Source organism: Rhodococcus sp. JCM 9793 (assembly GCF_055380405.1).
In genome coordinates, this window is the sequence record NZ_AP043721.1 from 4,482,315 (window position 1) to 4,505,816 (window position 23,502).

18 protein-coding genes are annotated in these 23,502 nt (G+C 66.8%); 10 read left to right on the forward strand and 8 right to left on the reverse strand.

Going from position 1 to position 23,502, the window contains the following annotated elements; translation table 11 throughout:
- The first annotated feature begins 139 nt into the window (after positions 1-139).
- The gene (locus tag ACZ46K_RS22865) at positions 140-1,147 is read left to right on the forward strand and encodes an alpha/beta hydrolase (RefSeq protein WP_054810375.1); all 1,008 of its coding nucleotides are present in this window, start codon (positions 140-142) and stop codon (positions 1,145-1,147) included.
- A 124-nt stretch (positions 1,148-1,271) separates the two neighbouring features.
- Positions 1,272-1,832 (forward strand): LysM peptidoglycan-binding domain-containing protein, encoded by a 561-nt coding sequence (locus ACZ46K_RS22870; RefSeq protein WP_464744947.1) that lies wholly within the window; start codon positions 1,272-1,274, stop codon positions 1,830-1,832.
- 79 nt (positions 1,833-1,911) lie between these two features.
- Here ACZ46K_RS22870 and ACZ46K_RS22875 read toward each other — a convergent pair whose 3' ends face one another.
- Positions 1,912-2,478, reverse strand: a complete 567-nt coding sequence (locus ACZ46K_RS22875) for a potassium channel family protein (protein ID WP_464744949.1) — start codon at positions 2,476-2,478, stop codon at positions 1,912-1,914.
- 118 nt (positions 2,479-2,596) lie between these two features.
- Between ACZ46K_RS22875 and ACZ46K_RS22880 the strand changes: the two genes are divergently transcribed.
- Positions 2,597-4,009 (forward strand): T3SS (YopN, CesT) and YbjN peptide-binding chaperone 1, encoded by a 1,413-nt coding sequence (locus ACZ46K_RS22880; protein WP_464744951.1) that lies wholly within the window; start codon positions 2,597-2,599, stop codon positions 4,007-4,009.
- Here the strand turns inward: ACZ46K_RS22880 and ACZ46K_RS22885 are convergent.
- A complete protein-coding gene (locus ACZ46K_RS22885; RefSeq protein ID WP_054806962.1) occupies positions 4,006-4,521 on the reverse strand; it encodes an O-acetyl-ADP-ribose deacetylase in 516 nt (171 codons plus the stop codon). The two genes, ACZ46K_RS22880 and ACZ46K_RS22885, sit on opposite strands and share 4 nt — an antisense overlap.
- A 58-nt stretch (positions 4,522-4,579) precedes the next feature.
- Between ACZ46K_RS22885 and malQ the strand changes: the two genes are divergently transcribed.
- The gene (malQ, locus tag ACZ46K_RS22890) at positions 4,580-6,700 is read left to right on the forward strand and encodes a 4-alpha-glucanotransferase (RefSeq protein WP_464744953.1); all 2,121 of its coding nucleotides are present in this window, start codon (positions 4,580-4,582) and stop codon (positions 6,698-6,700) included.
- A gap of 3 nt (positions 6,701-6,703) precedes the next feature.
- On the opposite strand, the gene ACZ46K_RS22895 is transcribed toward malQ, so the two are convergent.
- Positions 6,704-8,500, reverse strand: a complete 1,797-nt coding sequence (locus ACZ46K_RS22895; protein ID WP_464744955.1) for an AMP-dependent synthetase/ligase — start codon at positions 8,498-8,500, stop codon at positions 6,704-6,706.
- Positions 8,493-8,984 carry a MarR family winged helix-turn-helix transcriptional regulator gene (locus tag ACZ46K_RS22900; RefSeq protein ID WP_054806961.1) on the reverse strand — a complete coding sequence of 164 codons (492 nt, stop codon included), beginning with the start codon at positions 8,982-8,984 and terminating at the stop codon, positions 8,493-8,495. The genes ACZ46K_RS22895 and ACZ46K_RS22900 overlap by 8 nt, the downstream gene beginning before the upstream one ends.
- A gap of 275 nt (positions 8,985-9,259) precedes the next feature.
- Between ACZ46K_RS22900 and ACZ46K_RS22905 the strand changes: the two genes are divergently transcribed.
- The 5 genes from ACZ46K_RS22905 to ACZ46K_RS22925 are packed head-to-tail and all read left to right on the forward strand — an operon-like array spanning position 9,260 to position 18,171.
- Positions 9,260-10,738, forward strand: a complete 1,479-nt coding sequence (locus ACZ46K_RS22905; RefSeq protein WP_464744957.1) for a DUF2397 domain-containing protein — start codon at positions 9,260-9,262, stop codon at positions 10,736-10,738.
- A complete protein-coding gene (locus tag ACZ46K_RS22910) occupies positions 10,732-11,883 on the forward strand; it encodes a TIGR02678 family protein (RefSeq protein WP_464744959.1) in 1,152 nt (383 codons plus the stop codon). Before ACZ46K_RS22905 ends, ACZ46K_RS22910 begins: the two co-directional genes overlap by 7 nt.
- Positions 11,880-16,037 (forward strand): TIGR02680 family protein, encoded by a 4,158-nt coding sequence (locus ACZ46K_RS22915; RefSeq protein ID WP_464744961.1) that lies wholly within the window; start codon positions 11,880-11,882, stop codon positions 16,035-16,037. Before ACZ46K_RS22910 ends, ACZ46K_RS22915 begins: the two co-directional genes overlap by 4 nt.
- Positions 16,038-16,067: 30 nt before the next feature.
- Entirely contained in the window at positions 16,068-16,562 is a 495-nt protein-coding gene (locus ACZ46K_RS22920; protein ID WP_054805438.1) for an NUDIX domain-containing protein, read from the forward strand.
- 49 nt (positions 16,563-16,611) lie between these two features.
- The gene (locus ACZ46K_RS22925; RefSeq protein WP_464744962.1) at positions 16,612-18,171 is read left to right on the forward strand and encodes a long-chain-fatty-acid--CoA ligase; all 1,560 of its coding nucleotides are present in this window, start codon (positions 16,612-16,614) and stop codon (positions 18,169-18,171) included.
- A 66-nt stretch (positions 18,172-18,237) separates the two neighbouring features.
- On the opposite strand, the gene ACZ46K_RS22930 is transcribed toward ACZ46K_RS22925, so the two are convergent.
- Together ACZ46K_RS22930 and ACZ46K_RS22935 are read right to left on the reverse strand one after the other, a co-directional pair.
- Positions 18,238-19,422: a thiolase family protein gene (locus ACZ46K_RS22930; RefSeq protein ID WP_464744964.1), complete on the reverse strand. Its 1,185-nt coding sequence runs from the start codon at positions 19,420-19,422 to the stop codon at positions 18,238-18,240.
- A 170-nt stretch (positions 19,423-19,592) separates the two neighbouring features.
- Complete coding sequence (locus ACZ46K_RS22935; RefSeq protein ID WP_464744966.1) at positions 19,593-20,471, reverse strand: hypothetical protein; 879 nt, start codon at positions 20,469-20,471, stop codon at positions 19,593-19,595.
- A gap of 313 nt (positions 20,472-20,784) precedes the next feature.
- Here ACZ46K_RS22935 and ACZ46K_RS22940 point away from each other — a divergent pair, with 313 nt between their 5' ends.
- Positions 20,785-21,084 carry a chorismate mutase gene (locus ACZ46K_RS22940; RefSeq protein WP_054805441.1) on the forward strand — a complete coding sequence of 100 codons (300 nt, stop codon included), beginning with the start codon at positions 20,785-20,787 and terminating at the stop codon, positions 21,082-21,084.
- A gap of 95 nt (positions 21,085-21,179) precedes the next feature.
- On the opposite strand, the gene ACZ46K_RS22945 is transcribed toward ACZ46K_RS22940, so the two are convergent.
- Positions 21,180-21,671, reverse strand: a complete 492-nt coding sequence (locus tag ACZ46K_RS22945) for a hypothetical protein (protein ID WP_054805436.1) — start codon at positions 21,669-21,671, stop codon at positions 21,180-21,182.
- A 154-nt stretch (positions 21,672-21,825) separates the two neighbouring features.
- Complete coding sequence (locus ACZ46K_RS22950; protein WP_464744968.1) at positions 21,826-23,250, reverse strand: aldehyde dehydrogenase family protein; 1,425 nt, start codon at positions 23,248-23,250, stop codon at positions 21,826-21,828.
- Between the last annotated feature and the right edge of the window lie 252 nt (positions 23,251-23,502).

Consider the following 23,502-nt stretch of genomic DNA (forward strand, 5'->3'; position numbering starts at 1 on the left):
ACAGGACGCCGCCTCACCTGCATCGGCGATGCCACCCCGTATCTATCGGATTACAGCGCTCACCCACACCGTCTCTCGGGCGTACCTTGGGGAATCCGTAGTTCGAACAGGTGTCCGGAAGCGGCGAGGAGGCGGCGATATGAGCAGTGCATTGTCCGATCCCTTCATATCGCCGACACCCGCGTCGCCGACACCCGCGAAAGCCCCGCGTGTCAGGGAGTACGGCGGCGTGAGCCTCGCCTCCCGTGCGCTGAGCATGTCCGTGCGCCACACCGTGCGGCCGTTCCTCGATGCCTGGGCACTCACCCCGGCACTTCCGTGGCCGACGGGTCTGGTCGACCGCGCTGCGTTCCCGCTACTACCGATATCGGGGACCGAGCATCACCGCGTCGCGTTGGACACGTGTCCCGCCGAGTTCGTGCGCGCGCCAGGCGCCGACGGCCGCACCGCGGTCCTGTACCTGCACGGTGGCGCATTCCTGTGCTGCGGTCTGACCACCCATCGTCAGCTGGTGTCGCGCATCTCGGCGGCAGCGGGCGCGCCGGTGCTGTCGGTGGCCTATCGGATGCTCCCGCGTCATCCGATCCGACGCGCGGTCGACGACGCTCTGTCCGGACTGCGATGGTTGATCGCCCACGGCTACCCGATCGAACGGATCGTCATCGCCGGCGACTCGGCGGGCGGATTCCTCACCTTCTCCGTGGCGCACGAAGCGCTGTGCCTGGGGATGGGTCGGGCCGCAGGCACCGTCGCGATCTCACCCCTGACCGACCTCGATCCCCACCGCAAGCTCGAACACCCGAACGCCCAGAAATGTGCACTGTTTCCACGACGCGCGGTGCCGGTGCTGTCCACACTGATCGAGCGGGCCGAGCGGATCGACGACCGGTACGAACCGGTGCCTTCTCCCGTGGATCTCGACATGACCGGTATGCCGCCGGCACTGATCCAGACCGGATCCGAGGAAATGACCTTCATCGACGCCGAGACCATGGCGTACCGTCTCGCAGCGGCCGGCGTTCCCACGGAACTGCAGGTGTGGGAGAAGCAGGTGCACGTGTTCCAGGCGGCCGCGTCGCTGGTACCCGAGGGCAGCCGTGCTGTCGCCCGGATCGGTCGGTTCGTGCGCTCGCTCGACATGGTGTGATCCGGCGAACAGTGAGACCCGTGGGCGGCATCCACCGGGAGCAGCCAGGACGGCGGTACTGTGCGTGACGGTATCCGGTTCGAGCCGGTTGCCCGAATTCAACATATCGATCGAAAGGGACAGCGTGAGCTCTCTCAATGCCGGCCAGAGCCTCGGTGTGGGCCAGGAACTGAAGTCCGACAACGGCAAGTACACCCTCACGCTCCAGCAGGACGGCAACCTGGTCCTGTCTGAGGGCCGCAGTGCCGTGTGGGCAGCGGGAACCGACGGCTCCGGTGCCGTGCGCGCGAATGTCCAGGAGGACGGCAATTTCGTCCTGTACAAGGGCGACAACTCCCCGGTGTGGGCGTCGGAGACCAGCGGTAACTCGGGCGTGCGCCTGACGGTGCAGGACGACCGCAACGTCGTGCTGTACGCAGGCGACAAGCCCGTGTGGGCGAGCAACAGCGTTGCTCCGAAGGCTGCCGAGCCCGCTGCTGCGCCTGCCGCCGCTGCACCGGCAGCAGCCGCGCCTGCTCCCGCCGCTCCGGCACCGCGGACCCACACCGTCGCTTCCGGCGACACCCTCTGGGCGATCGCCGAGCGTTTCTACGGCGACGGCAGCCAGTACCAGCGCATCGCCGATGCGAGCGGCGTCTCCAACCCGGACCTGATCCAGCCCGGCCAGGTGCTCACCATCCCGTGATGCCTGCAGGCTCATAGTGTCGAACGTCCCCATCACCTGCTTCGGTGGTGGGGACGTCCACGTTCACAGAATCTGTCATTCACGGACTCTCGTCGGTTATCGGCTTCTCCCCCACCTGCTGCCGACGATGCTTGGCCGCGAGCACGAACAGCCGCACCACCAGCGCGAGGAAGATCAGATTGCATACGATCTGCGCCGAGACCACCGCCCTCGTTCCATCGGTGACCGCGGCGATGTCCCCGAATCCGACGGTCGCGAACACCGTCAGACTGAAATACAGGGCGCCCATCCGGGTCAGGAGCTCGGTGAATCCCTCCGGGTCGACCTGTGAGATCACGGCGTACAGCGACGCGAAGCCCAGAATGTAGACGGTGGAGGTCGCGGCGATCCCTTCCATCGCCTGAACCATGGGATGCGGGGAGCGCAGGACCCACCACACCTGCCAGCCGCAGACCGCGCACACCACCGCCGACCCGCACACCAGCAGGAACAGTGTCGAGAGGTCGTCGAGTCCGGTGAAGGGCAACGTGAAGTAGGCGGTACCCACCACCACGACCGTCGTCACGGTGCGAAGCAACGCCCGCCACGTGAGTCCGCGCAGCTGGGCGGACCTGTCTGCATCGGGGGACCGCGCGCGGTTCGGCACAGGTGCAAGTATGCGCCTTCCAACCGATCGGCACGCTCACCGACGGGCGTCCTGTCGGTGGGTCCGACTAGTGTTCACGACACACGGGTCAATGTCGGGAAGGTAAGGGGGCAGGTTCATGGGCGAGCCGGAAAGCGGATTCGACCGCGACGTCGACCGCGCCTGGCGCGAGTTCCGGGGGGACCTCGCCGACCACGTCGCTTCCATGCGAGACGGAGGCGGACTCGTGCTCGAGCCGCTGGCAGAGGAATCCGGTGGGCCGGCCGGGCCGTGCGTGCAGTTCTACGCGTGGGGCGATCAGCAGGTGCGCTGTGAAGTGCCGTCCAATCTCCATCTGTCCGATGATCGGTATCTGTCGCCGCAGGATGAGGCATTGCTGCTGGAATTGGGCTGGCAAACACCGTCGCGGGATCCCGATGCACCGGAGGACGGCGGCTCGCCTGCGTTCTGGCTGGATCTTCCGTCGGCGTGGGCCGACAGGCTCGCGGAGGTCGCGGTGCGCGTGCTGCGTGACGTGTGGGGCGTTCCTCACCCGTTGTTCCTGAGGGCAGAATCCTTCGGGACCGCCAGCACACACGAGTTCGAGACTCCGTCCCCGGTCGCCGAGGTTTCCCCGAAGGTGCCGGTCCGCGGGCCTGTCCATCCACTGGGCGAGGAGCACCTGCGAGAACTCATCGAAGACACCGTGGGCGATCGGGTCGGCGACACCCCGACGTGGGACGAAGACGGCGACCTCGTGCTGCGCATCGCCGATGTCCTCGTGTTCGTCGGTGTCGGCGCAGGCGCCGCAACGGTGGATCTGCTCGCGCCGATCGTGCATTCGATCAGTGGTCGCACCCGCGCGATGGAGGTGGTCTCCGATCTCAATCGGCAGTGGCCGCAACTGAAGTTCGTGCTGATCGACGATCGCGTCGCCGTCGTCAACCACCTGCCTGCGGTGCCCTTCGTGCCCGAGCATCTGGTGTCCGCTCTCGATCGCATGTCCCTGTTCCTCGAAGGCGTCGACCACGACTTCGCTGCGCATATCGGCGGCCTGCCGATGCGCGGTCACGGTCACGACCCTTATTTCGAGTCCTCGGAGTTCGAGGGCGGCGACGACCACGATCCGTTCGAGGACGACCTGTGGGAACCCCGTCTCGAAGACGATCTTCCGTCTGCCCTGCTCGAACTGCGTGATCACCACGTTCACGGGCGTTCCGACATCCCGGTCGAGATGGTCGCGGCGATCGGAGACCAGGAGGCTTCGCGCCTGCAGCAGTTCCTCGAACTCAGCACCGAGCAGCATGTGGGCTGGACCAGCGAATCCCTCAACCGGGCATTCGTGGGCGACGACGACGGTGTCGCCGCCGCAGACGCGAAGGCACTCGAGTGGAAGCTGACGAGCTGGTCTCTGGCTGCAGCGCTGAGTTTCCTCGAGCAGCCCACCGACATTCCGACGCGCCGACGCCCACCGGCGGGTCCGAGCACCGACCAGCCGCCGCTGTTCGACAATCCGGACGAGCCGACACTCTTCGACGGTTTCGGCGACTAGGAACCCGCCACGGCGCGTCGCAGCACGTCTGCGGCGGCGGTCGAGTATCCGACGAGGGTGACCGTCGCAACCGACGTCGTCGTGGTGCGAATCGCCGAAACTGCCTGCTCGGCAGCATCGTCGAGGGGCCATCCGTAGACTCCGGCGGAGATGAGAGGAAATGCGACCGTCGCCGCGCCGAGTTCGTCGGCGACCATCAGCGATCGACGATAGGCCGAGCGCAGGATCGGTGACCGGTCGTCGCCGGGTGCGTACACGGGGCCGACGGTGTGGATCACCCACCGAGCGGGTAACCGACCCGCAGTGGTGGCCACCGCATCACCGGCGGGGAGCCCGTCCGGCAGAGTCGTGGCACGCAGTGCTCGGCACTCGGCGAGGATCTCCGGCCCACCCGCGCGGTGGAGTGCACCGTCGACTCCGCCGCCACCGAGCAGCGACGAGTTGGCGGCATTGACGATCGCGTCGACCGCGATCGTGGTGATGTCTCCCTCGACGACGTCGATGACTGTCATGTGTTCCCCTGTTCGTGGGTACTGCCACCGCGGGCGTTTGCTGGCATGATTCCAGAGCGTGACGTCGTCGGACAAGCTTCGCGAACTCGCAGGGCACCACGGTGTGTCCTGCACCTACCGTGGGTGGGACACCCTCGAACATCACGTCTCCGACCGCACCTTGCGCACGATCCTGTCAGCCCTCGACGTGCCTGCCGGGTCGGACGCCGAGATCGAGGACGCGCTCGCGGATGCCCCGAACCTGCCATGGCGGCAGATGCTGCCGCTGTCGCTGGTCGTCGTCGAAGGCGACGGACGTTCGTTCGCCGTGCATGTGCCGCACGGCGACCCCGTGTCGGTGTGGGTGGTGACGGAGGACGGCGCCGAGGTCGATGTCGACCAGCTCGATGTGTGGGTCGATCCGAGAACGGTGGACGGGCGGCTGCTCGGCCGGGCAACGTTCGCGGTGCCACATCTCCCGCTGGGCTGGCACACGATCCACGCACGCAGCAACGACGTCGAGGCGACCGCGACGCTCGTGGTGACACCGGCTCGGCTGTCCACAGCCGACCGGGTGCTGCGCCGCCGGCGATGGGGTCTGGCCGCGCAGTTGTATTCGGTGCGGTCACGCCGGTCGTGGGGTATCGGTGATTTCGCCGACCTCGCCGATCTCGCGGCGGTGACCGCGGGCCACGGCGGCGACTTCGTATTGATCAACCCGGTGCACGCGGCGGAGCCCCGGCCCCCGCACGAGCCGTCTCCGTATCTTCCGTCGTCGCGACGGTTCGTCGATCCGCTGTACCTGCGGGTCGAAGACATTCCCGAGGTCGCATATCTTCCGCGTAAGCACCGCAAGCTCCTCGACGAGCGCGCACAGGACTGCACGAAGGCGAACCACAAGGCCGGGCGCCTGAAGCGAGATCCGACCTTCCGAGCCAAGCTCGAAGTGCTCGAACGTATCCACCGTGTGCCCCGGGGGGCAGCCCGTCAGGCTCGCTATGCGGCATTCTGCGCCGAGGGCGGCCGCGCACTCGACGACTTCGCACTGTGGTGCGCACTCGCAGAGAAGGCCGGGCCCCGTGGGATCCGCTGGGACGAGCGGGCGACCGCGCCGGACGATCCCTGGGTGGTACATCAACGCGCCGTGCTGGCCGAGCGCATCGACTTCCACCGATGGTTGCAGTGGTTGTGCGACGAGCAGCTCACATTCGCGCAGGACGCCGCCCGCGCTGCGGGGATGGACATCGGTGTCGTACACGACCTGGCGGTGGGTGTGCAGCGCGGCGGCGCCGACGCGTGGACCCTCGGCGATGCACTGGCGTCGGGGGTTACGGTGGGTGCCCCGCCCGACGACTTCAATCGGAACGGGCAGAACTGGAACCAGCCGCCCTGGCGTCCCGATCGTCTCACCGAACTCGGTTATCGCCCGTATCGCGAGATGCTCCGCTCGGCGCTGCGGCATGCCGGTGGTGTGCGGATCGACCACATCCTGGGCCTGTTCCGTACGTGGTGGGTTCCGGAAGGGTCCTCACCGACCGAGGGAGCGTACGTCCGGTACGACCACGAGGCGATGATCGGCATCCTGGTGCTCGAGGCGCACCGCGCGGATGCGGTCGTCATCGGCGAGGATCTCGGGGTGTTCGAGGGATGGGTCCAGGAGTATCTCGCCGAGCGCGGGGTCGCGGGTACGTCGATCCTGTGGTTCGAGAAGGACGGCGACAGCCCGCGCGCACCCGAGACCTACCGTCGGTTGTGCCTCACCTCGGTCACCACACACGACCTACCGCCGACATCCGGATACCTTGCCGGGGAGCATGTTTCGATCAGATCGAGGCTCGGCCTACTGAAGGGAGATCCGGAGACCGAGCTGGCCGGGGCCGCAGCCGAACGCGACGCCGTGCTCGGCCTCGCCCGCGAGCGGGGACTGCTCGGCGAGACCGAGAACGAGACCACCGAGCGTCAGGTCGAGGCACTGCACCGGCTCATCGCAGCGAGCCCGTCGGCCTTGCTGGCGTTGTCTCTGGCCGATGCGGTCGGTGAACGTCGGAGTCAGAATCAGCCCGGCACGGTCGACGAATATCCGAACTGGCGTGTTCCGCTCGCCGACGCCGACGGAGAGGCCGTCCTCATCGACGACCTCTCCGGCCACGAGCGCTTCGCGAATCTGGCCTCGGCGTTGGCCCAGGCCGGATCCGAGTGAAAGTCACCGCTTCGTGTACATGCCCTCGATGTCGTCGGTGAACTTTTCGGCGACCACGTTCCGCTTGATCTTCAGCGTCGGAGTCAGCTCGCCGGTCTCCTCCGTCAGGTCGCGGTCGAGGATCACGAACTTCTTGATGGCCTCCGTATGCGAGACCGTGCTGTTGGCGTCGTCGACGATCGTCTGCATCGCATCGCGCAACGAGGGATCGTTGCGCAGACCTGCGATGGTGGCGTCGGCCGGCTTGCCGTTCTCTGCTTTCCAGTTGTCGAATACCTCGGGGTCGACGGTCAACAACGCCGAGATGAACGTGCGTCCGTCGCCGAGGACGACGGCCTGTGATACCAGGGTGTGCGAACGCATCCGGTCTTCGAGCGGGCCCGGCGAGACGTTCTTGCCGCCGGCGGTGACGATGAGGTCCTTCTTACGCCCGGTGATCGTGGTGTACCCGTCGGCGTCGAGCGAGCCGAGATCGCCGGTTCGGAACCATCCGTCGTGGAACGCGTCCTCGGTGGCATTCTCGTTGCGCCAATAGCCGTTGAAGATGACTCCGCCGCGCAGTTCGATCTCACCGTCCTCGGCAATACGAACACTGTTTCCGCCCAGGGGCATACCCACGGTGCCGATCTTCTGCGATCCCGGCATGTTGACGGTGTGTGCCGCAGTCGATTCGGTCAGGCCGTAGCCCTCGTAGATCGGCACGCCGACGCCGCGGAAGAAATGTCCGAGCTTGGTGCTGAGCGCCCCGCCACCGGAGATGGCCATCTGGCACTCGCCGCCCATGGCCTCACGTAGCTTGCCGTAGACGAGTTTGTCGGCCATGGTCCGCTTGGCCTTCAGGAACAGGCTCGGGCCACCGTGGTCGAGCGACTCGCTGTACGCGATGGCAGTTTCCTCCGCGAACTGGAAGATGGCCGCATTGAGCTTTCCGCCTGCTGCCGCCTTGCCGGCCGCGGCATCGCGAACCTTCTCGAACACGCGGGGCACACCGAGAATCATGTGCGGCGAGTAGCGCGCGAACTGGCCCGATACGGTACCGAAGTCAGCCCAGTGCGACTGCGCTGCACCACCTTCGAATACCGCAAGCGACACTGCCCGCGCCAGCACGTGCGCCAGGGGCAGGAACGTCAGGATTCGGTTACCGGGCTTGGCAACCATCCGACCGATCGGCGCCGTCAGGATTCCGCGGACCTCCGAGAGGAAGTTCCGGTGAGTGAGCATGCACCCCTTGGGCCGGCCGGTGGTGCCGGAGGTGTAGACGAGGGAGGCGAGGTCGTCGGCGCGGATGCCTGCGCGGCGAGCGTCGAGTTCGGCGTCGTCGATCCCTGAGCCTGCAGCGATGAGTGCATCCACTGCCCCACCATCGATCCGGTGGATCTCACCGAGGGTGTCGGGCATGCCGACGAAGAGCGCCTCATGGGCGGCGGTCTCGACGATGGCGAGGCAGGCGCCGGAGTCTTCGAGGATCCAGCGGATCTGCTCGGTCGACGACGAGTCGTAGATCGGTACCGATGCCGCACCTGCCGCCCAGATCGCGTAGTCGAACAACGACCATTCGTACCGGGTGGCCGACAGCAACGCGACGCGATCGCCGGGCTGCACGCCTGTGGCGATCAAGCCCTTGGCGACACCGGCGACCTGCTCTGCGAACTGCGATGCGGTGACTGCGACCCACTCGTCACCCAGCGGACGCGAATACATCACGCGGTGCGGCGTCTTCTCCGCTTGGGTGAATACCGTGTGGACGACGGAATCATCGTCTGCAATGGTGAACTGAGCGGGGGTCGAGTACTCACGCACTGAAATCTCCATCGTTCTGGTCGGTCGAAGGCGGGGTGGACGGGTCCACACCGGAGCGGAAGCGGCGCAGCAACTGGACGAACGTGCCGATCTCATCCTGACCCCAACCCGTCAGTCCTGCGGTGACTTCGTCGTATCGGCGAGTCACTGTGACGGCGAGCATGGTGTGCCCCTGATCCGTCAGTCTGAGCGGGTGTCCCAACCTTGTCGGTCCGGAGTCCGCAGAGAGCCAACCCTGGTCGATGCAGTGGCGAACCTGCCTCGAGACGGTCGACCGGTTGACGCCGAAAACCTCCGAGATATCGGTAGCGCGGCAACCCGGATTGCGGGCGATGAACCCTAGCAGCGAATGCTGCGCGAGTGACAGAGAGCTGTCGTCGGACCGCTCCCCGGCAGTGAGGAAACGTACGAGGTGAACGAATTCGTCGTAGACCTCGACCACTCCGGTCCGATCCGGCGAACCGGACCGTCGCTTCTGTTGCATATTGCAACTATAAGCCCGGTGTGCTCCACGCCTCAAACCAGGGCAATTCGCTCAGCTGATCAGCGGAAACGGTTGGTGGCAGCCCGCACACGGGCATGGCGAGCACGCAACTGTCCCTTTCGTGGTACAGCAGAGTGTCGAAATCCCGCCACTACCCGACCGCGCCGACGGTCATCGCCCCATCGTGGGCGCGCACCCCGCATCACCCGACGCTCGACGAAACCGAACGACTAGCCTGTGCGTACCGTGGTGGTGGCGCACAGGAAGGACGACCGATGGGTGATGGGGGGTCCCGCGGCCTGTTCCGCTACCTGGTCGCCGACGAATCCGACAACTACGTCGCGATCATGGACTACTTCACAGGCGTCCTGCTCGCCGACGCGACGGCGGTCGACATCGCCGCCGCCCTCGCCGCCGGTGGACATCGCATCGACCGCGACGTCGCGGAGAACCGATGCCGACAACTCGTCGCGTGGGGCAACCTCGGCGAGGCAAGCCGCGACACGCGCGTCGGATCGGTCGGCGACTACGTCCGCGCCGCCGCCCTCTATCGTCCGACGGTCCTCGGCGGCCGAGTGCACCGCGAGGCCACCACGCTGCTGTCGTCACACGATGGCGCCCGCGAGGTCACCCGGGAATCCCTCGCCCGTATCTGTGACGCTCTCACGCACATCGACGCGGCCACCGGCACCGGGTTCGCCATCGATCCGAACACCCTCGCCGGCCACGTCACCGGGGTGTTCGTGCACCACAGCGCCTTCACCGACAGCGTTGCCGACTTCTACACCTACCTCGCGGTGGTCTCGGGGCAACCGGATCTCTCCGGCGACGATTACACCGAATTCAAGCTCCTGTTGCTCGACTACGTCGATGTCATCTCCTCCGACCTGAGCCGCTACGCAACCCAGGTCTGCGCGACAGCGCAGCGCCTGCTCCCCCACATCGACGACCTTCTCGCGGCACTCCCCGATCCGGGCCTGCCCGGCGACACCGTCACTCGCTCCCCCGGACGCACACGCGACGAATGGGAACAGCTCGCGTCCTGGTACGACGAGGATGCCGGCCCCAGAGCACTGCGCGACGCCGCGGCCGCGGCACTGAACCGGCTGCTCACCCACACCCGGAGCCGCACCTCCGACGCTCCCGGTTTCTCCCACCGAGCCGACCTCCTGCGTCTGGCCTCCTGGTTCTCGGAATCCTCGGACGAGCAGGCCCACCGGCTCCACGCCGCCACGTTCGGTGCCTATCCGAGCCGGCACCTACTGCTCGGCCCCGAAGAGCCCGATCCGCGAATCGGCGCCGGAACATCCTGGTGGAACGCCGATCCGGTGTCCGTACCGGTCTCGCTGCGCGAACGCGGCGACCGCTCGCCGCGCGGCCGAAACGCGCGGATCCCGGACCCGACGATCGACCGCTCCCGCATCGCGGCGCTGGCCGAACAGGAGTCCGGCGAACGCGCCGATGCCGTCGCTGAGCTGCGCGCCGCAGACGATCTGCACGGCGCACAGATCTCGGCGACCGCGCGCGACGTGCTGCTCGACCGACTCGCGGTACTTCTCGCACGACACCAGGAACTGGACGGCGTGTACCGTATCGACGACCACGACCTGGGACTCACCCTGACCGCCGAACCCGGCCGCGACACCACGGTTCATTGCCCCGACGGCGATCTCACCGTGCACGGGTTGATCCTTCGCACCTCTTCGCCGCTCCTCGTGCCCACCGAGTCCGCCCCGACGATCGGGGTGTGGTGAGCACCGGTACCGCAGTCCAAGATGCCGCCCGCCGCCGCGATGCAGCCCGGGCCATGCTGCAGCGGCCGATCCTCACGGCAACCCACGACCCCGACAATTTCGATCTGGTCCGGCGTCACTCCGCTGCTCTGCGCGCAATGTTCGCTGATCGTCTCGGCTACACATTGATCGTCGAGACGGAGTTCGCTCGGCTGGTGAAGACACCGCTCGACGCCGCGGCACCTCTGCGGCCGCTGCACCGCGCGACCGGTGGGGAATTCGGCGCAATCGGATACACCTACCTCGCGTTGACTGCCGCCGCGCTGCTCGCTCCGGGTCTCGACGACCACATTCCGATGGCCGTGCTCGTCGAGCAGGTCCGCGCCGACGCTGCGGCCCAGGACATCGAGATCGCCGACGGCCTGTCGGAGCGACGGCATCTCGTGGCTGCGTTGCAAGCGCTGATGGAGTGGGGTGTGGTCGGAGAGACCGACCTCGGTGGCGATCCGAGCAGGGATGATCCGAGCGGGGACAACCGGAACGGCGACGCGGTGGTCCTCACCGTCTGCCGCTCACTGCTGCGACACCTCACAGCCTTCGCCCTGCACGACTTCCCCGGCCCGTCTGCAGCGATCACTGCGCGACCCGAGACGCCGCGACGAAGGCTGTATCGCAGGCTCGTCGAAGATCCGTTCACGGCCCGCGACGATCTCGATCCGGAGACCCTCGACGTGCTGGTCCGCGAGCGGGCCGAGATCGCACGCCAGTTGGACGAGGACTTCGGCCTGGTGCTCGAGGTACGCACCGAGGGCGCGCTCGCCTACGACCCGGACGGAAACCTCACCGACCTACCCTTCCCTGGATCCGGGACGGTGAATCAGGCTGCGCTTCTGCTGATCTCCGAGCTGATCGACGTGCTCGATCCTGTACCCGGCAATGCGGTGCACGTCGACATGACCACCCTCGAGAACACCCTGACCGGTCTCGTGGCCACCCATTCCCGGAACTGGCGCGGCGAATACGTCCGCGACGTCACCGCGCTGCGCCGCGACGTCACCGCACTGCTGGTCCGTCTCGGTCTCGCACGTCCTCACGACGACGGACTCCTGCTTGCTGCTCCCGCCGCCCGGTATCGCCCGACCATCGCCGAAAGCCCCCATTCATGACCCACTCGTCCGACGTACCCGTAGTCGATGTCACCACTGCCTCACCACACCCGCAACGCTGGAAGCTCTCCCGCGCGGGCATCGTCAACGTCTGGCACTACCTCGATACCGAATTCACACTCAGCGACGGTCGCATGATCCTGCGCGGCACCAACGGATCCGGAAAATCACGTGCTCTCGAGATGCTGCTGCCGTTCCTGCTCGACGCCGACCGCAAACGCATGGATGCGACAGGCGCAGGCAAGGTCGATCTCGACGAACTGATGCGTATCGGCGCGGGCGGCCAGAACAACAGGATCGGCTACCTGTGGCTCGAATTATCGCGCCCCGACGGGTTTCTCACGATCGGCGCGCAGGTTCGCTACAGCGCGACCGCGCATCGCAGCGAGGTGTACTTCTTCACCGCCGACACCCGTGTCGGCACCGGCCTCCCGTTGGTCGACGAGCATCGGGTTCCGCTCTCGCGCGACGACCTCGCCGCCCGCATCGGCGCAGACCGGATCACGCGCAACCCCGAGGAACACCGCGACACCGTCCGCGCCCTGGTGTTCGGTCTGCACGGCGAGTCCGGGCGCGACCGGTACACGGGGCTGCTGCAATTGCTGCACACCCTACGGTCACCGGACGTCGGGAACCGTATCGACGAGGGCCGTCTACCTCAGATCCTGTCCGATGCGCTGCCTCCGCTCAACGAGAACATGCTCGCCGCGGCGGGCGACCGCCTCGATCTACTCGGTGAGAGTCGCGCCGCCCAGACACGACTGGAATCCGCTCTCACTCGGGTCCGCCAGTTCCACGCCGTCTACCGGCGGTACGCTGCCGATCTGCTGCGCACGAGCGCGGAAGCTGCGGTGCAGGCCGCCGAGCGGGTCGCCCGGACACGGGCGGAACTCGACGAGGCCGAAGCCGAGGTCGCAGACCTCGATGCTCAGGCAGCCGCAGCCGACACCCGTCTGAGCGAACGACGCGACCAACTCGCCGAACTCGATCGCGCGATCCGCGGCCTCGAGTCGCACGCACAGTTCCGCAGCGCGGACGATCTGGCGCAGCGCGCCCTCGCCGTCGACGCGCTCGGCCGCGCTGCCGACCAGGCGTTGCGTCACGCCACCCAGGCGAGGGAACACGAGTCACTCGAAGCAGACCGCGCCGAGAGGCACCTGAAGGATCTGAACGACACGGTCGCCGAGGCATCCGAGACACTCGCAGCCGCGAAACTCCGACTCGCCACCGCGGCCGTACCGGCCGGCGCTCTCCCGGAGCGCATCCGCCTCGATATCGCGCGACCCCAGGCACATTCGGAACCGGTCCGCACGCGGAGCGAAGCCGTTCCCGAGGCGGTCACCAGACCCACCGTGGCGCACGTACGACTGCTGCCGGAGGCCTGCGACGACGCCCGTGTCGCCGCCGACCATGCGGCCACGGCGGCACGACGCAAGCGGGATCAGGCGTCGAGGCGGCTCGTCGAGGCCCGTCGCCTCGAACTCGCCGAACGGGGGGTGCACGACGCCGAAGCCGAAGCCGAGCGCGCCGCACACGACGCCGAACACCAAGCCCAGGAACACGATGCCGCCGCTCGTGCTCTCGACCACGCGGCTCTCGACCTCGAGCACCGATGGCGTGCATGGCTCACCTCCGAGCGCACCACCACGTTGCTGCCCCACGTCGCCCAGCACGGCGCGGCACTGATGCAGCGCCTGGTCGACGCCGTGGAATCGCTCTCCGGCGACAACCCCGACCCTGCGGCCACGGACGCGGTCCTCACCGAACTCGTCGCACTCATCCGAACCGCAGCACCCGGCAACCCCGGCCACGCACCCGACACCGGCACGCTCGAGTCCCGCAACGCGGCCGATACCGCGTTGCGTTCGGCCCTGCTCGAAGAACAACACCGCCTCGAATCCGACGATGCCGGCCCCGCAATGGCCCCGTGGCGCAGCCCGCAGATCGGCGTTCCGCTCTGGCGGGCAGTGGATTTCGTCGACACCCTCGGCGACGACGACCGGGCCGGCATCGAATCGGCTCTGCTGGCAGCGGGATTCCTCACCGCGACCGTGGACGGGGAAGGTCGGCTGCGCGCCACGTCGGGGCAGATCCTCGTCTCGCCACGCGGCGAACTCCCGCGTCAGCCGCTCTCGACGGTCCTGCAGCCCGATCCGACTTCCGACGTGCCGACCGATGCGGTCGCCTCGGTGCTCGCCGCGATCGGGTTCGAGGACGCGGCGGCATTCGCCTCCGTGTCGCGCGACGGTCGGTGGCACAACGGGGTCCTGCGCGGACGGCACACCGCGGATTCTCCCGGGTTCATCGGTGAAGCCGCCCGTAGCCGAGCCGGGGCCGCGCGTCGGTCCAGGCTCGACGAGATCACCGGTGAAATAGCCCGGATGGACCTCACCGAGCAGCAACGTGCAGTCGACAACCGCGTCGCGCCGATACGAAACGACGAACTCGACACGCACATCGCGTCCGCGCCGACCGCCCACGCTCTGCACCGGGCGTATGCGCGGTCCCATGCGCACGCCGAGCATTCGACTCGACGCGCAGAAGCCGCCGCCCAGGCTCGGGAGCGCGCCGGGGCGCTGCGTTCCCGGTGGGCGGCCGACCTCGAGTCCCACCGGACGGCCTGCGCCCATTTCGCGTTGCCGACCGGTGTCGCCGACCTCGACGAGATCGTCGCGGCATGCGCCGAGGCGGACACAGCGTGCACAGGTCTTGCCCGCGACACCGGCGATGTCCTCGCCGAATACGATCGGTTCAGCAGGTCTGCACGTGCGGTCGCCCATGCGGTCGAGCTCCGTCTCCGAGCCGAAGAAGAGGCCGAGTCCCGCTGGCAGGAGTGGCACGACCGGGCAGCGGTGGTCGCCGCGCAGACTCAGGCGGTCGACATCGAGGTCGCCGACCTCGCCGAGGAACTGCGGAGTTCGGAGACGGAACGAGCCCGAACCGACGAGAAATGCCGGCGCACCCTCGCTCACCGCGAGCAGCTCGGCAAAACGGTGGCAGCAGCGCTGCAGCAGACTTCGGCGGCGCAGGAACGCCTCACCCGGCACCGTGAGGAACTCGAGGACGCAGCGGGTGTACTCGAGGCGCAGCTGGCTGTTCCCGCCCTGTCGGCGGCCGCCGATGTCGAGGGCGGCCCGATCGCGCACCTCGACGACGCGCAACACGTCCTCGAGACCGCCGAAACCGTGCTGACGGCACTGCCCCGGGCGACGGACACCGGCGACAACCGGGTCCTCGCTGCGCTACAGCGATTCGATCGGGAGATCTCCGATCAGCTCGACATCGAGCACACCGTGGAATCGGGCGCCCATGTGGTGCGCTTGTCCGGCGCGGGTGGCGACACCACCCCGACAGGTGTGCTCGCCCACCTCACTGTCCGTGCAGAAGAGGGTCGGGCCGCGTTGTCCCAGCGCGAGCACGATGTGTTCACCGGGTTCGTGCTCGGTGGCGTCGCCGATGAACTCCGCAGGCGGATCACACAGGCCGAGAACTTGATCGCAGCGATGAACGAGAGCCTCGCCGACAGCAGGACCAGCCACGGTATCGGGGTCCGTATCGGGTGGCATCCGGTCCGTGAGGACGCCGATGCGGCACACATCACCGAACTCCTCACCGACGGCGCCCGGGCGATCAGCGACAGCGATGAATTGATCGAGCTGCTTCGCCACCGCGTGGAGGTCTCGCACGACGATGACCCATCGGCCGGATACGCGGCGCATCTGTCGCGCGCGCTGGACTATCGGACATGGCACACCGTCGACGTGACCATCATCGGTCCAGAGCCCGATCAGGAGCGTCGCATTTCGAAGCGGGCCAAGATCTCCCAGGGCGAGACCCGGTTCGTGTCGTACGTCGCACTGTTCGCGGCGGCAGATGGCTACCTGTCCGGATTGCCCGACACCGACCTCGCACTGCGGATGGTGCTGCTCGACGACGCGTTCGCCAAGATCGACGAGCCCACGATCGGCGAACTCATGGGTCTGCTGGTGCGCCAGGACATCGATTTCGTCATGACGGGGCACGCGCTGTGGGGGTGCGTTCCACAGGTACCGGCCCTCGACATCTACGAGGTCCGGCGTCTCGGCGACAGTTCCGCAGTCACAACCCGAGTCCACTGGGACGGACGCAGCCGGCACGTACGCACCGACTCCTGATTCGTCGGAAATCGACCTATTCTCACTGACGTGACATTCCCGAACCTCCGCCACTCGGTCCGCGCCCTTCTCGTCGACCCCGATGACCGACTCCTGTTGTGCCGCGCGCGCACACCCGACGGCTTCACCGTGTGGATCACACCGGGCGGCGGCATCGAGAGCGGTGAGACGCAGCTCGAGGCGTTGGCGCGTGAACTCATGGAGGAGGTCGGTTTCCGACTCGACGCCGAGCCTCCGCACGTGTGGCATTCGGCGATCGTCTCGCCCGATCACGTCCCGGGTTTCGACGGGATCGTCAACGATTTCTATCTGATCCGTACGGCGCCGTTCGTCCCGAGTCCCACGCTGACGGCCGTCGAACTCGCAGCCGAGAACCTCGTTTCGTTCCGTTGGTGGCCGCTGTCCGAACTCGTCTCGTACACGGGCCCCGATCTGCTCGGTCCGCGGTCGCTCGCCAGCGACTACCCACGATTGCTCGACGGTCCTGTGCCGGATCGTCCCATCGATCTATCCCCTCCTCGATAGGCCGCGTGACCGCTATTCTCTGTGACACATCCCACACAGAGGAGTCCGCATGTCCGCGCCGCACTCGCCCACGCTCGTCAGCCGCCTGGAACATTGGGCGCAGACCATCCCCGACTCCCCCTCGGTCCAGTACCTGGACCGGTCACACAGCTGGCGCGAATGGCGCGACCGTGTACGACAACTCGCAGGGGCACTCGCCTCCGTGGGGATCGGCGCGGGTGACAGCGTCGCGTTCGTCGACAAGAACAACCTCGCCTGCGTCGAGGTCACCTACGCGGCATCCGCGTTGGGTGCGGCGAATGCGATCCCCAACTTCCGGTTGGCGGGAGACGAACTCGCCTACATCCTCCGCGACTCGAATGCGAAGTTGCTGTTCGTCGGCGCTGAATTCACCGACGTGATCGCGTCGATCCGCGACCACCTCGGCACGGTGACGAAGGTGATAGTCGTCGGTGGCGACGACGACGAGTTCGAGGCGTTCCTCGCATCCGGCGACCCTACTCACCCCCTGCCGGACGTCGCACCCGACACGACCGCACTCCTTCTGTACAGCTCGGGGACGACGGGACGCCCGAAAGGTGTGCAGCTCACTCACCGCAACCTCGTGGCGCACGCCGAGGCCATGCTCGCGATCCTCCCGTTCAGGGACCAGGACTGCCTGCTGGTGGCGATGCCGCTGTTCCACGTCGGCGGAACCTGTTACGCGATCATCGGAATCCATGACGGACGCCGGTGCATCTTCACCCGCGAAGCGGATGCCGCGTCGCTGTTCGGCGGGATCGCGGCCGGCGCGAACGTCGCGTTCCTCGTACCGCCCGTGATCTCGGGCGTTCTTGCCGCGGGCGACAAGGCCATCGCAGCGATGTCCCGATTGAAGCGCATCACCTACGGCGCGGCTCCGATGCCGCTGCCGTTGCTGCGTGCGGCGCTCGCCGCGTGGCCGGACTCCGAATTCGTTCAGGTGTACGGCATGACCGAACTCGCCGGGGTGATCACCGCGCTGATGCCCGACGTGCACCGCGACCCGTCGCAGGAACATCGGATGGCGTCGGCGGGCACCCCGATACCGGGAGTCGAGATCCGCATCGTCGATCCGGTCACCAACGCCGATGTTCCCGTGGGATCCATCGGTGAACTGTGGTGGAGGTCGGCGCAGACGACACCGGGGTATCTGGGTCGGCCTGACGCCACTACCGAGGCCATCGTCGAGGGCGGCTGGCTCCGCAGCGGCGACATGGGTCGCGCCGACGAAGGCGGGTTCGTGTTCATCGAGGACCGGCTCAAGGACATGATCATCACCGGCGGCGAGAACGTCTACTGCCCTGAGGTCGAGCGCGTGTTGGTCGAACATCCGGCGGTCGCGGAGGTCGCGGTCATCGGGGTGCCCGACGAGAAGTGGGGCGAGACGGTCAAGGCCGTCGTGGTGCTCACCGCCGACGAGAAGGCGGACGCAGCCGAACTGATCGACTACGCCCGGTCTCGTCTTGCCAAGTTCAAATGTCCTAGCAGCATCGACATCGTCGGCGACCTGCCCCGCAATCCCACGGGGAAGATCCTCAAGCGCTCGCTACGTAAGCCGTACTGGGACGGACGCGAACGAAGCATCTGACACAGAGGTCGGGGACCGGTTTCCCGGTCCCCGACCTATGTCGTGTGGCCTGTTGACTCGACTCGATTACTTGACGCGACGCAGCAACGCAGCGAGGGCCTGGCCACCACCGATGCACATCGTGACGATGCCCAGCTCGAGGTCGCGGCGGACGAGGTCCTTCGCGACACGGACCGTCAGGATGGCGCCGGTGGCGCCGACGGGGTGGCCGAGAGCGATCGCGCCGCCGTACGGGTTGGTCTTCTCGGGGTCGAGCTTCGCATCGCGGATCACGGCGATGGCCTGCGACGCGAAAGCCTCGTTCAGCTCGATCGTGTCGATGTCGGACGGCGTCGTCCCGGTCTGCTCGAACAGTTTCGCAAGGGCGTGCGTGGGGGCATAGCCCATCAGAGAGGGGTCGATCGCGGCGACAGCGACAGAGTCGATCACCACGGAGCCCGCGAGACCTCGCTCACGTGCGACGGACTGCTTGGCCAGTACGACCGCGCCGGCGCCATCGTTGATACCCGATGCGTTACCTGCGGTGACGGTGCCGTCCTTGATGAACGCCGACCGCAGCTTGCCGAGCCCTTCGAGGGTGGTCTCGGGCTTGGGATGCTCGTCGGTGGTCACGGTGAACGGCTTGCGGCCACCGACCTCGACGGGGGTGATCTCTTCAGCGAAGGCAGCCTTGGCAGCGGCGGTGTCGGCGCGGCGCTGCGACTCGAGGGCGAACTCGTCCTGCTGCTCACGGGTGACGTTGTATTCACGGGCGACGTTCTCGGCCGTGACGCCCATGTGCTTACCGCTGAACGGATCGGTGAGCATGCCGGTGGTGCCGTCGACGAGCTCGCGGTTACCGAGCTTGTAGCCGCTGCGGGCGGCGAAGTCGTAGAACGGCATCCGCGACATGTTCTCGTCGCCACCGGCGACGGTGATGTCGGCGGCACCCCAGCGCATCTGCTGAGCGGCCGACCAGACGGCCTGCAACCCGGAACCACACAGGCGGTTGACGGTGAATGCGGGAGTCGAGATCGGCAGGTCCGCGGCGAGGGCGACCCGGCGCGCGTTGTATGCATCGCCGCCGACCTGGCCGATGCAGCCCATGACCACTTCCTCGATGTCGTTGCCGACGACACCGGAACGCTCGAGCGCTGCGCGTACGGCCACCGCTCCGAGCTCGTGGGCGGGGACATCCTTGAATACGCCGCCGAAGCTTCCTACGGGAGTACGCGCGCCGTCGACGATGACAATCGGGTCCGGAGTGGTCATATCTGCAATCCAATCTGGTCGAACACTTTTGTGTTGGGCCCAATTCTGTGCACCCAGACGCAGGCTACGGCACTCCGTGCCGCATACTCTGGAAAAACAATCTACTCTCACCGGGAACGTTATGGAAGCGTCACTCTCACAATCAGAGAATGCGCCTTCCTGACGACTGGTCAGTCGGGGACGGCGAGGTCCGCTCGCCGGAATCTCTCGACCGCCCGCGCCGTGCCGAGTTCGCGCCGCGCCGCGGGGTTGGCGATGTAGAACTCGAGGATCCTGTGCAACAGCACGGGGTCGACCGCGTAGCGCCGCGAGTCGATCTCTATGCGCGGTGCCTCCGGAAACCGGTCCAGCCTGAACAAAGTGCTCGTGCGGCGACGCGCCCAGGCCGCGGTCGTCGTTCCCTCGACCCACGTTTCCGGGTAGCCGTAATCCAGCGCCTGCACCCGTGCGACCGACATCCACGGCAGGTACGACTCGAACGACCATCCTCGCTGCCGGATGCCGTCGGCACTGAGCACGAGCGCCCCCACCGCCAGTCGACCGAGCGCCACCTCACCCACGAACGCCACGCACGGCACACCCAACAGCGCCAGGACCAGGCTCACCCACGGGATGCCGCTGTTGAACAGGAACACCTCGACGGCGGCGCCCACCGCGAGCGCTGCCGCGCAGCCCACCATCGCGACGAGAGCAACGAAGACCGACATGCGCGAGCGCACCTCGGTCGCTGCACCGAGACCGCCCCGGCGCAGCGTCCGCACACCGGGACTACCGCGCCTCGGCCACCAGAACACACATCCGAACGCTGCGGTGAGCAACATCAGTACGGAGAGGATCAGAAAGAAGCGGGACTCCGGCCCGAAGCGGGAACCGGTGGACGACAGCCCACCCACCAAGGCAACAACACTCACGACAGCGGCCAGCACGATCGAGATCGCGGCCCTGATGTTCCACGTCGGACGCCCCCACTCCTCCGGACGCACCAGGTCGTCCACATGCCCCTGGCGTTCCTCCGAGCCCTGCCCCTTCCGAAGAATCGGCCGCTGCATAGGTACTCCCTTCCGGAGCACCGGAGGCCCCGACGCCTCCGGTGAATGCCGGTTGCGGCCCGACGCTACCGCACCCGGCCGCACGGATGAGCACCCCGTCGGACACCCAGCACAAAGTCTTGGCACACGCCAGTGTGACGATTACCATACTCACCGGTCAGGTGGGGTATTTATCCAGTTCACAACGGATTTACGGGGGGTCGATTCGGTCATGGCTGCGAAGTCCGAAAATATTCATGTACGGATGAGTAACACCTTCGCCGGTGAACACGACACAATCTGTGACGATTCAGACGAGACCGGAGGAATCTGCATGACCATCCAGCTTGATTCGCCTGGCATCGAGCGCGCCGAAGCAGCATCGTCGGCCAACGACACGGACCTGGGAAGCCTCTTCGACCAGATCCGCGACCTCGACGCCCATATCCTCGAGGCGGTCAAGCGGCGCTCCGAATTGTCCCAGCAGATCGGCGCCGCAGCGAAAGAATCGGGTGAGACCCGCGAAGCACAGACCAATGAGATGGGCGTGCTCGACCGGTTCGCCGAACTCGGCAACGACGGCAGAACCCTGGCCATGACTCTGTTGCGCCTGGGACGTACGCGCCGGTCCTGACCACCCCGATTCGACCACCCCGTTTCGACGAAGCCCCCGCACTCACTGTGCGGGGGCTTCGTGCATCGAGGCGCCGCTCCACAGGCCGCCACGCGCTATCCGACGACGACGCGGGCCGACTCGTCCAGCTCGAACTCCGCCAGTGCGCGGCCGGCGAGCGCCGCGACCCGAGCCGAGGGCAGACCGTCATAGGCACTCAGCACAATCGTGACCTGTTCGAGCGGCGACAGAGCTCCGAAGAGCACTGTGTCGTCGACGCCGAGATCCGGATGCGGCGGGCCGAGCCGCGGCCGCTGCGTATGCAGCAGGTACCCGAACCAGTACAGGACGTAGGCGCACAACTCCGGCCCCACCGGCTCGCGCCAGGTCGCCGCCGCGCGGGCAACTGCGCGATCGAGCAGTGCGGTGTCCACCTCTCGGCTGCCGGCCAGAAGTCGTGCACATGGTGCGAGGTCCGGAAGCCTGGCTTCGAGGACACTGCGTAATTGCTCGGCACCACGACCACGGGGCGGTGAACCCCCACCCGGGCCACCGCCGTAGCCGAGCCCGCCGAGTCCACCATCTCCCGCAATCGCCGACCAATACATAGCCGCGCTTCTTCCTGTGCCGTTGTGCCCTGCGCCGCGACTTCATCGCATGTTCCGAGCCGCGATCGATCGCCTACTTCGACTATCGTCCACAAAGTGTCGAACGTCACACACTGCCGAAACCAGCGTGTCGCCGACCGGCACGCGGTGCCACTCAGCGCAGGATCGTCTTGATCTCCAAGAACTCCTCGAGCCCGAACACGCCGGCTTCACGGCCGATACCCGACTGCTTGTAACCACCGAAAGGTGCGTCGGTGTTGAATGCGCCGCCGTTGATGTACACCTGGCCGGTGCGGATGCGGCGCGCGACAGCCTCGGCACGCGCGGGGTCGCCCGACCACACACCACCCGACAGGCCGTACTCGCTGTTGTTGGCGATGCGCACCGCGTCGTCCTCGTCCTTGTAGCCGATGATCGACAGCACCGGGCCGAAGATCTCTTCCTGGGCGATGGTCATGTCCTCGGTGACATTGCCGAACACCGTGGGGCCGACGAAATAGCCTGTGGAGAATCCGTGCTCGCGACCGTCGAGTGCCAACTCGGCACCTTCTGCCACGCCCTTCTCGATGTAGGACAGCACACGCTGCTGCTGCGTTCCGCTCACGAGCGGTCCGAGCTTCGAGCCCTTCTCCGACGGAAGCCCGACGGTGTAGGCCTTCGCCACCTCCGCGGCGATGGCGGTGGCCTCGGGAATGCGCTCGGCGGGTACCAGCATGCGGGTCAGTGCCGTGCATGTCTGGCCGGAGTTGAGAAAACACTTACCGACGCCCTCGGTGACGGCAGCGGTGAGATCGGCATCGTCGAGGATCAGGTTCGCGGACTTGCCGCCGAGTTCGAGCGCCACCTTCTTCACCGTCTCCGCCGCGACCACCGCGACGCGCTTGCCTGCGCGCGTCGAACCGGTGAACGACACCATGTCGACTTCGGGATGCGCGGCGATGGCCTCACCGACCACCGGGCCGTACCCGCTGACGACGTTGAGGACACCCTTCGGCAGCCCTGCCTCGTCGACGATGTCGACGAGTGCATAGGTGATCAACGGTGCAATTTCGGTGGGTTTGAGAACCACGGTGCATCCCGCCGCCAACGCAGCGAACACCTTGAGGACCACCTGATGCAGCGGGTAATTCCACGGGGTGATCGCCCCGACGACACCGATCGGCTCGCGCACGACGAGGGCGTTGCCGATCTCCTGGTCGTCGAAATCGTAGGTGCCGGCCAGCGCGGCATATGCGGCAATGTTCTTCAACGGCATACCGATCTGCACCGGCTTCGCCAGGCTCAGCGGCATACCCATGTCCTGCGACACGATCGCGGTGAGCTCTTCGACACGCGAGTTGGCAAGCGACGAGACCTTCTCCAGATAGGCGGCGCGTTCCGCACCACTCAGGGCAGACCACGCCGGGAACGCCTCGCGGGCTGCGGCCACCGCGCGGTCGACGTCGGAGACGACGCCCTCCGCAACCTTCGCGATGACCTGCTCGGTGGTGGGATCGACGACCTCGATACTGCCGTCACCGTCGGAATCGACCCACTGCCCACCGATGTAGATCTTGGTGCGGTCGAGAACTTCACTCATCTTCGATTACCCCTCAACTGACTACGTTGGCGTACAGATCTGACGACACCCTGCAGCGTATCCGACCACTGTGACCTGCAGCACTTGCTCGCCCACATCCCTCGATTGTGACGTATCACGCGGACCCACGGCCGTAACCTGTGCGCTACAATTGGCAACGCTGCTCGCGCGCTTCACCGTCGCAACGCTCGGCGCATTCGGACAAAGACGTCTGTTTCTGATCTTTGGTCACCGCCACCGGCACCGGTCTGT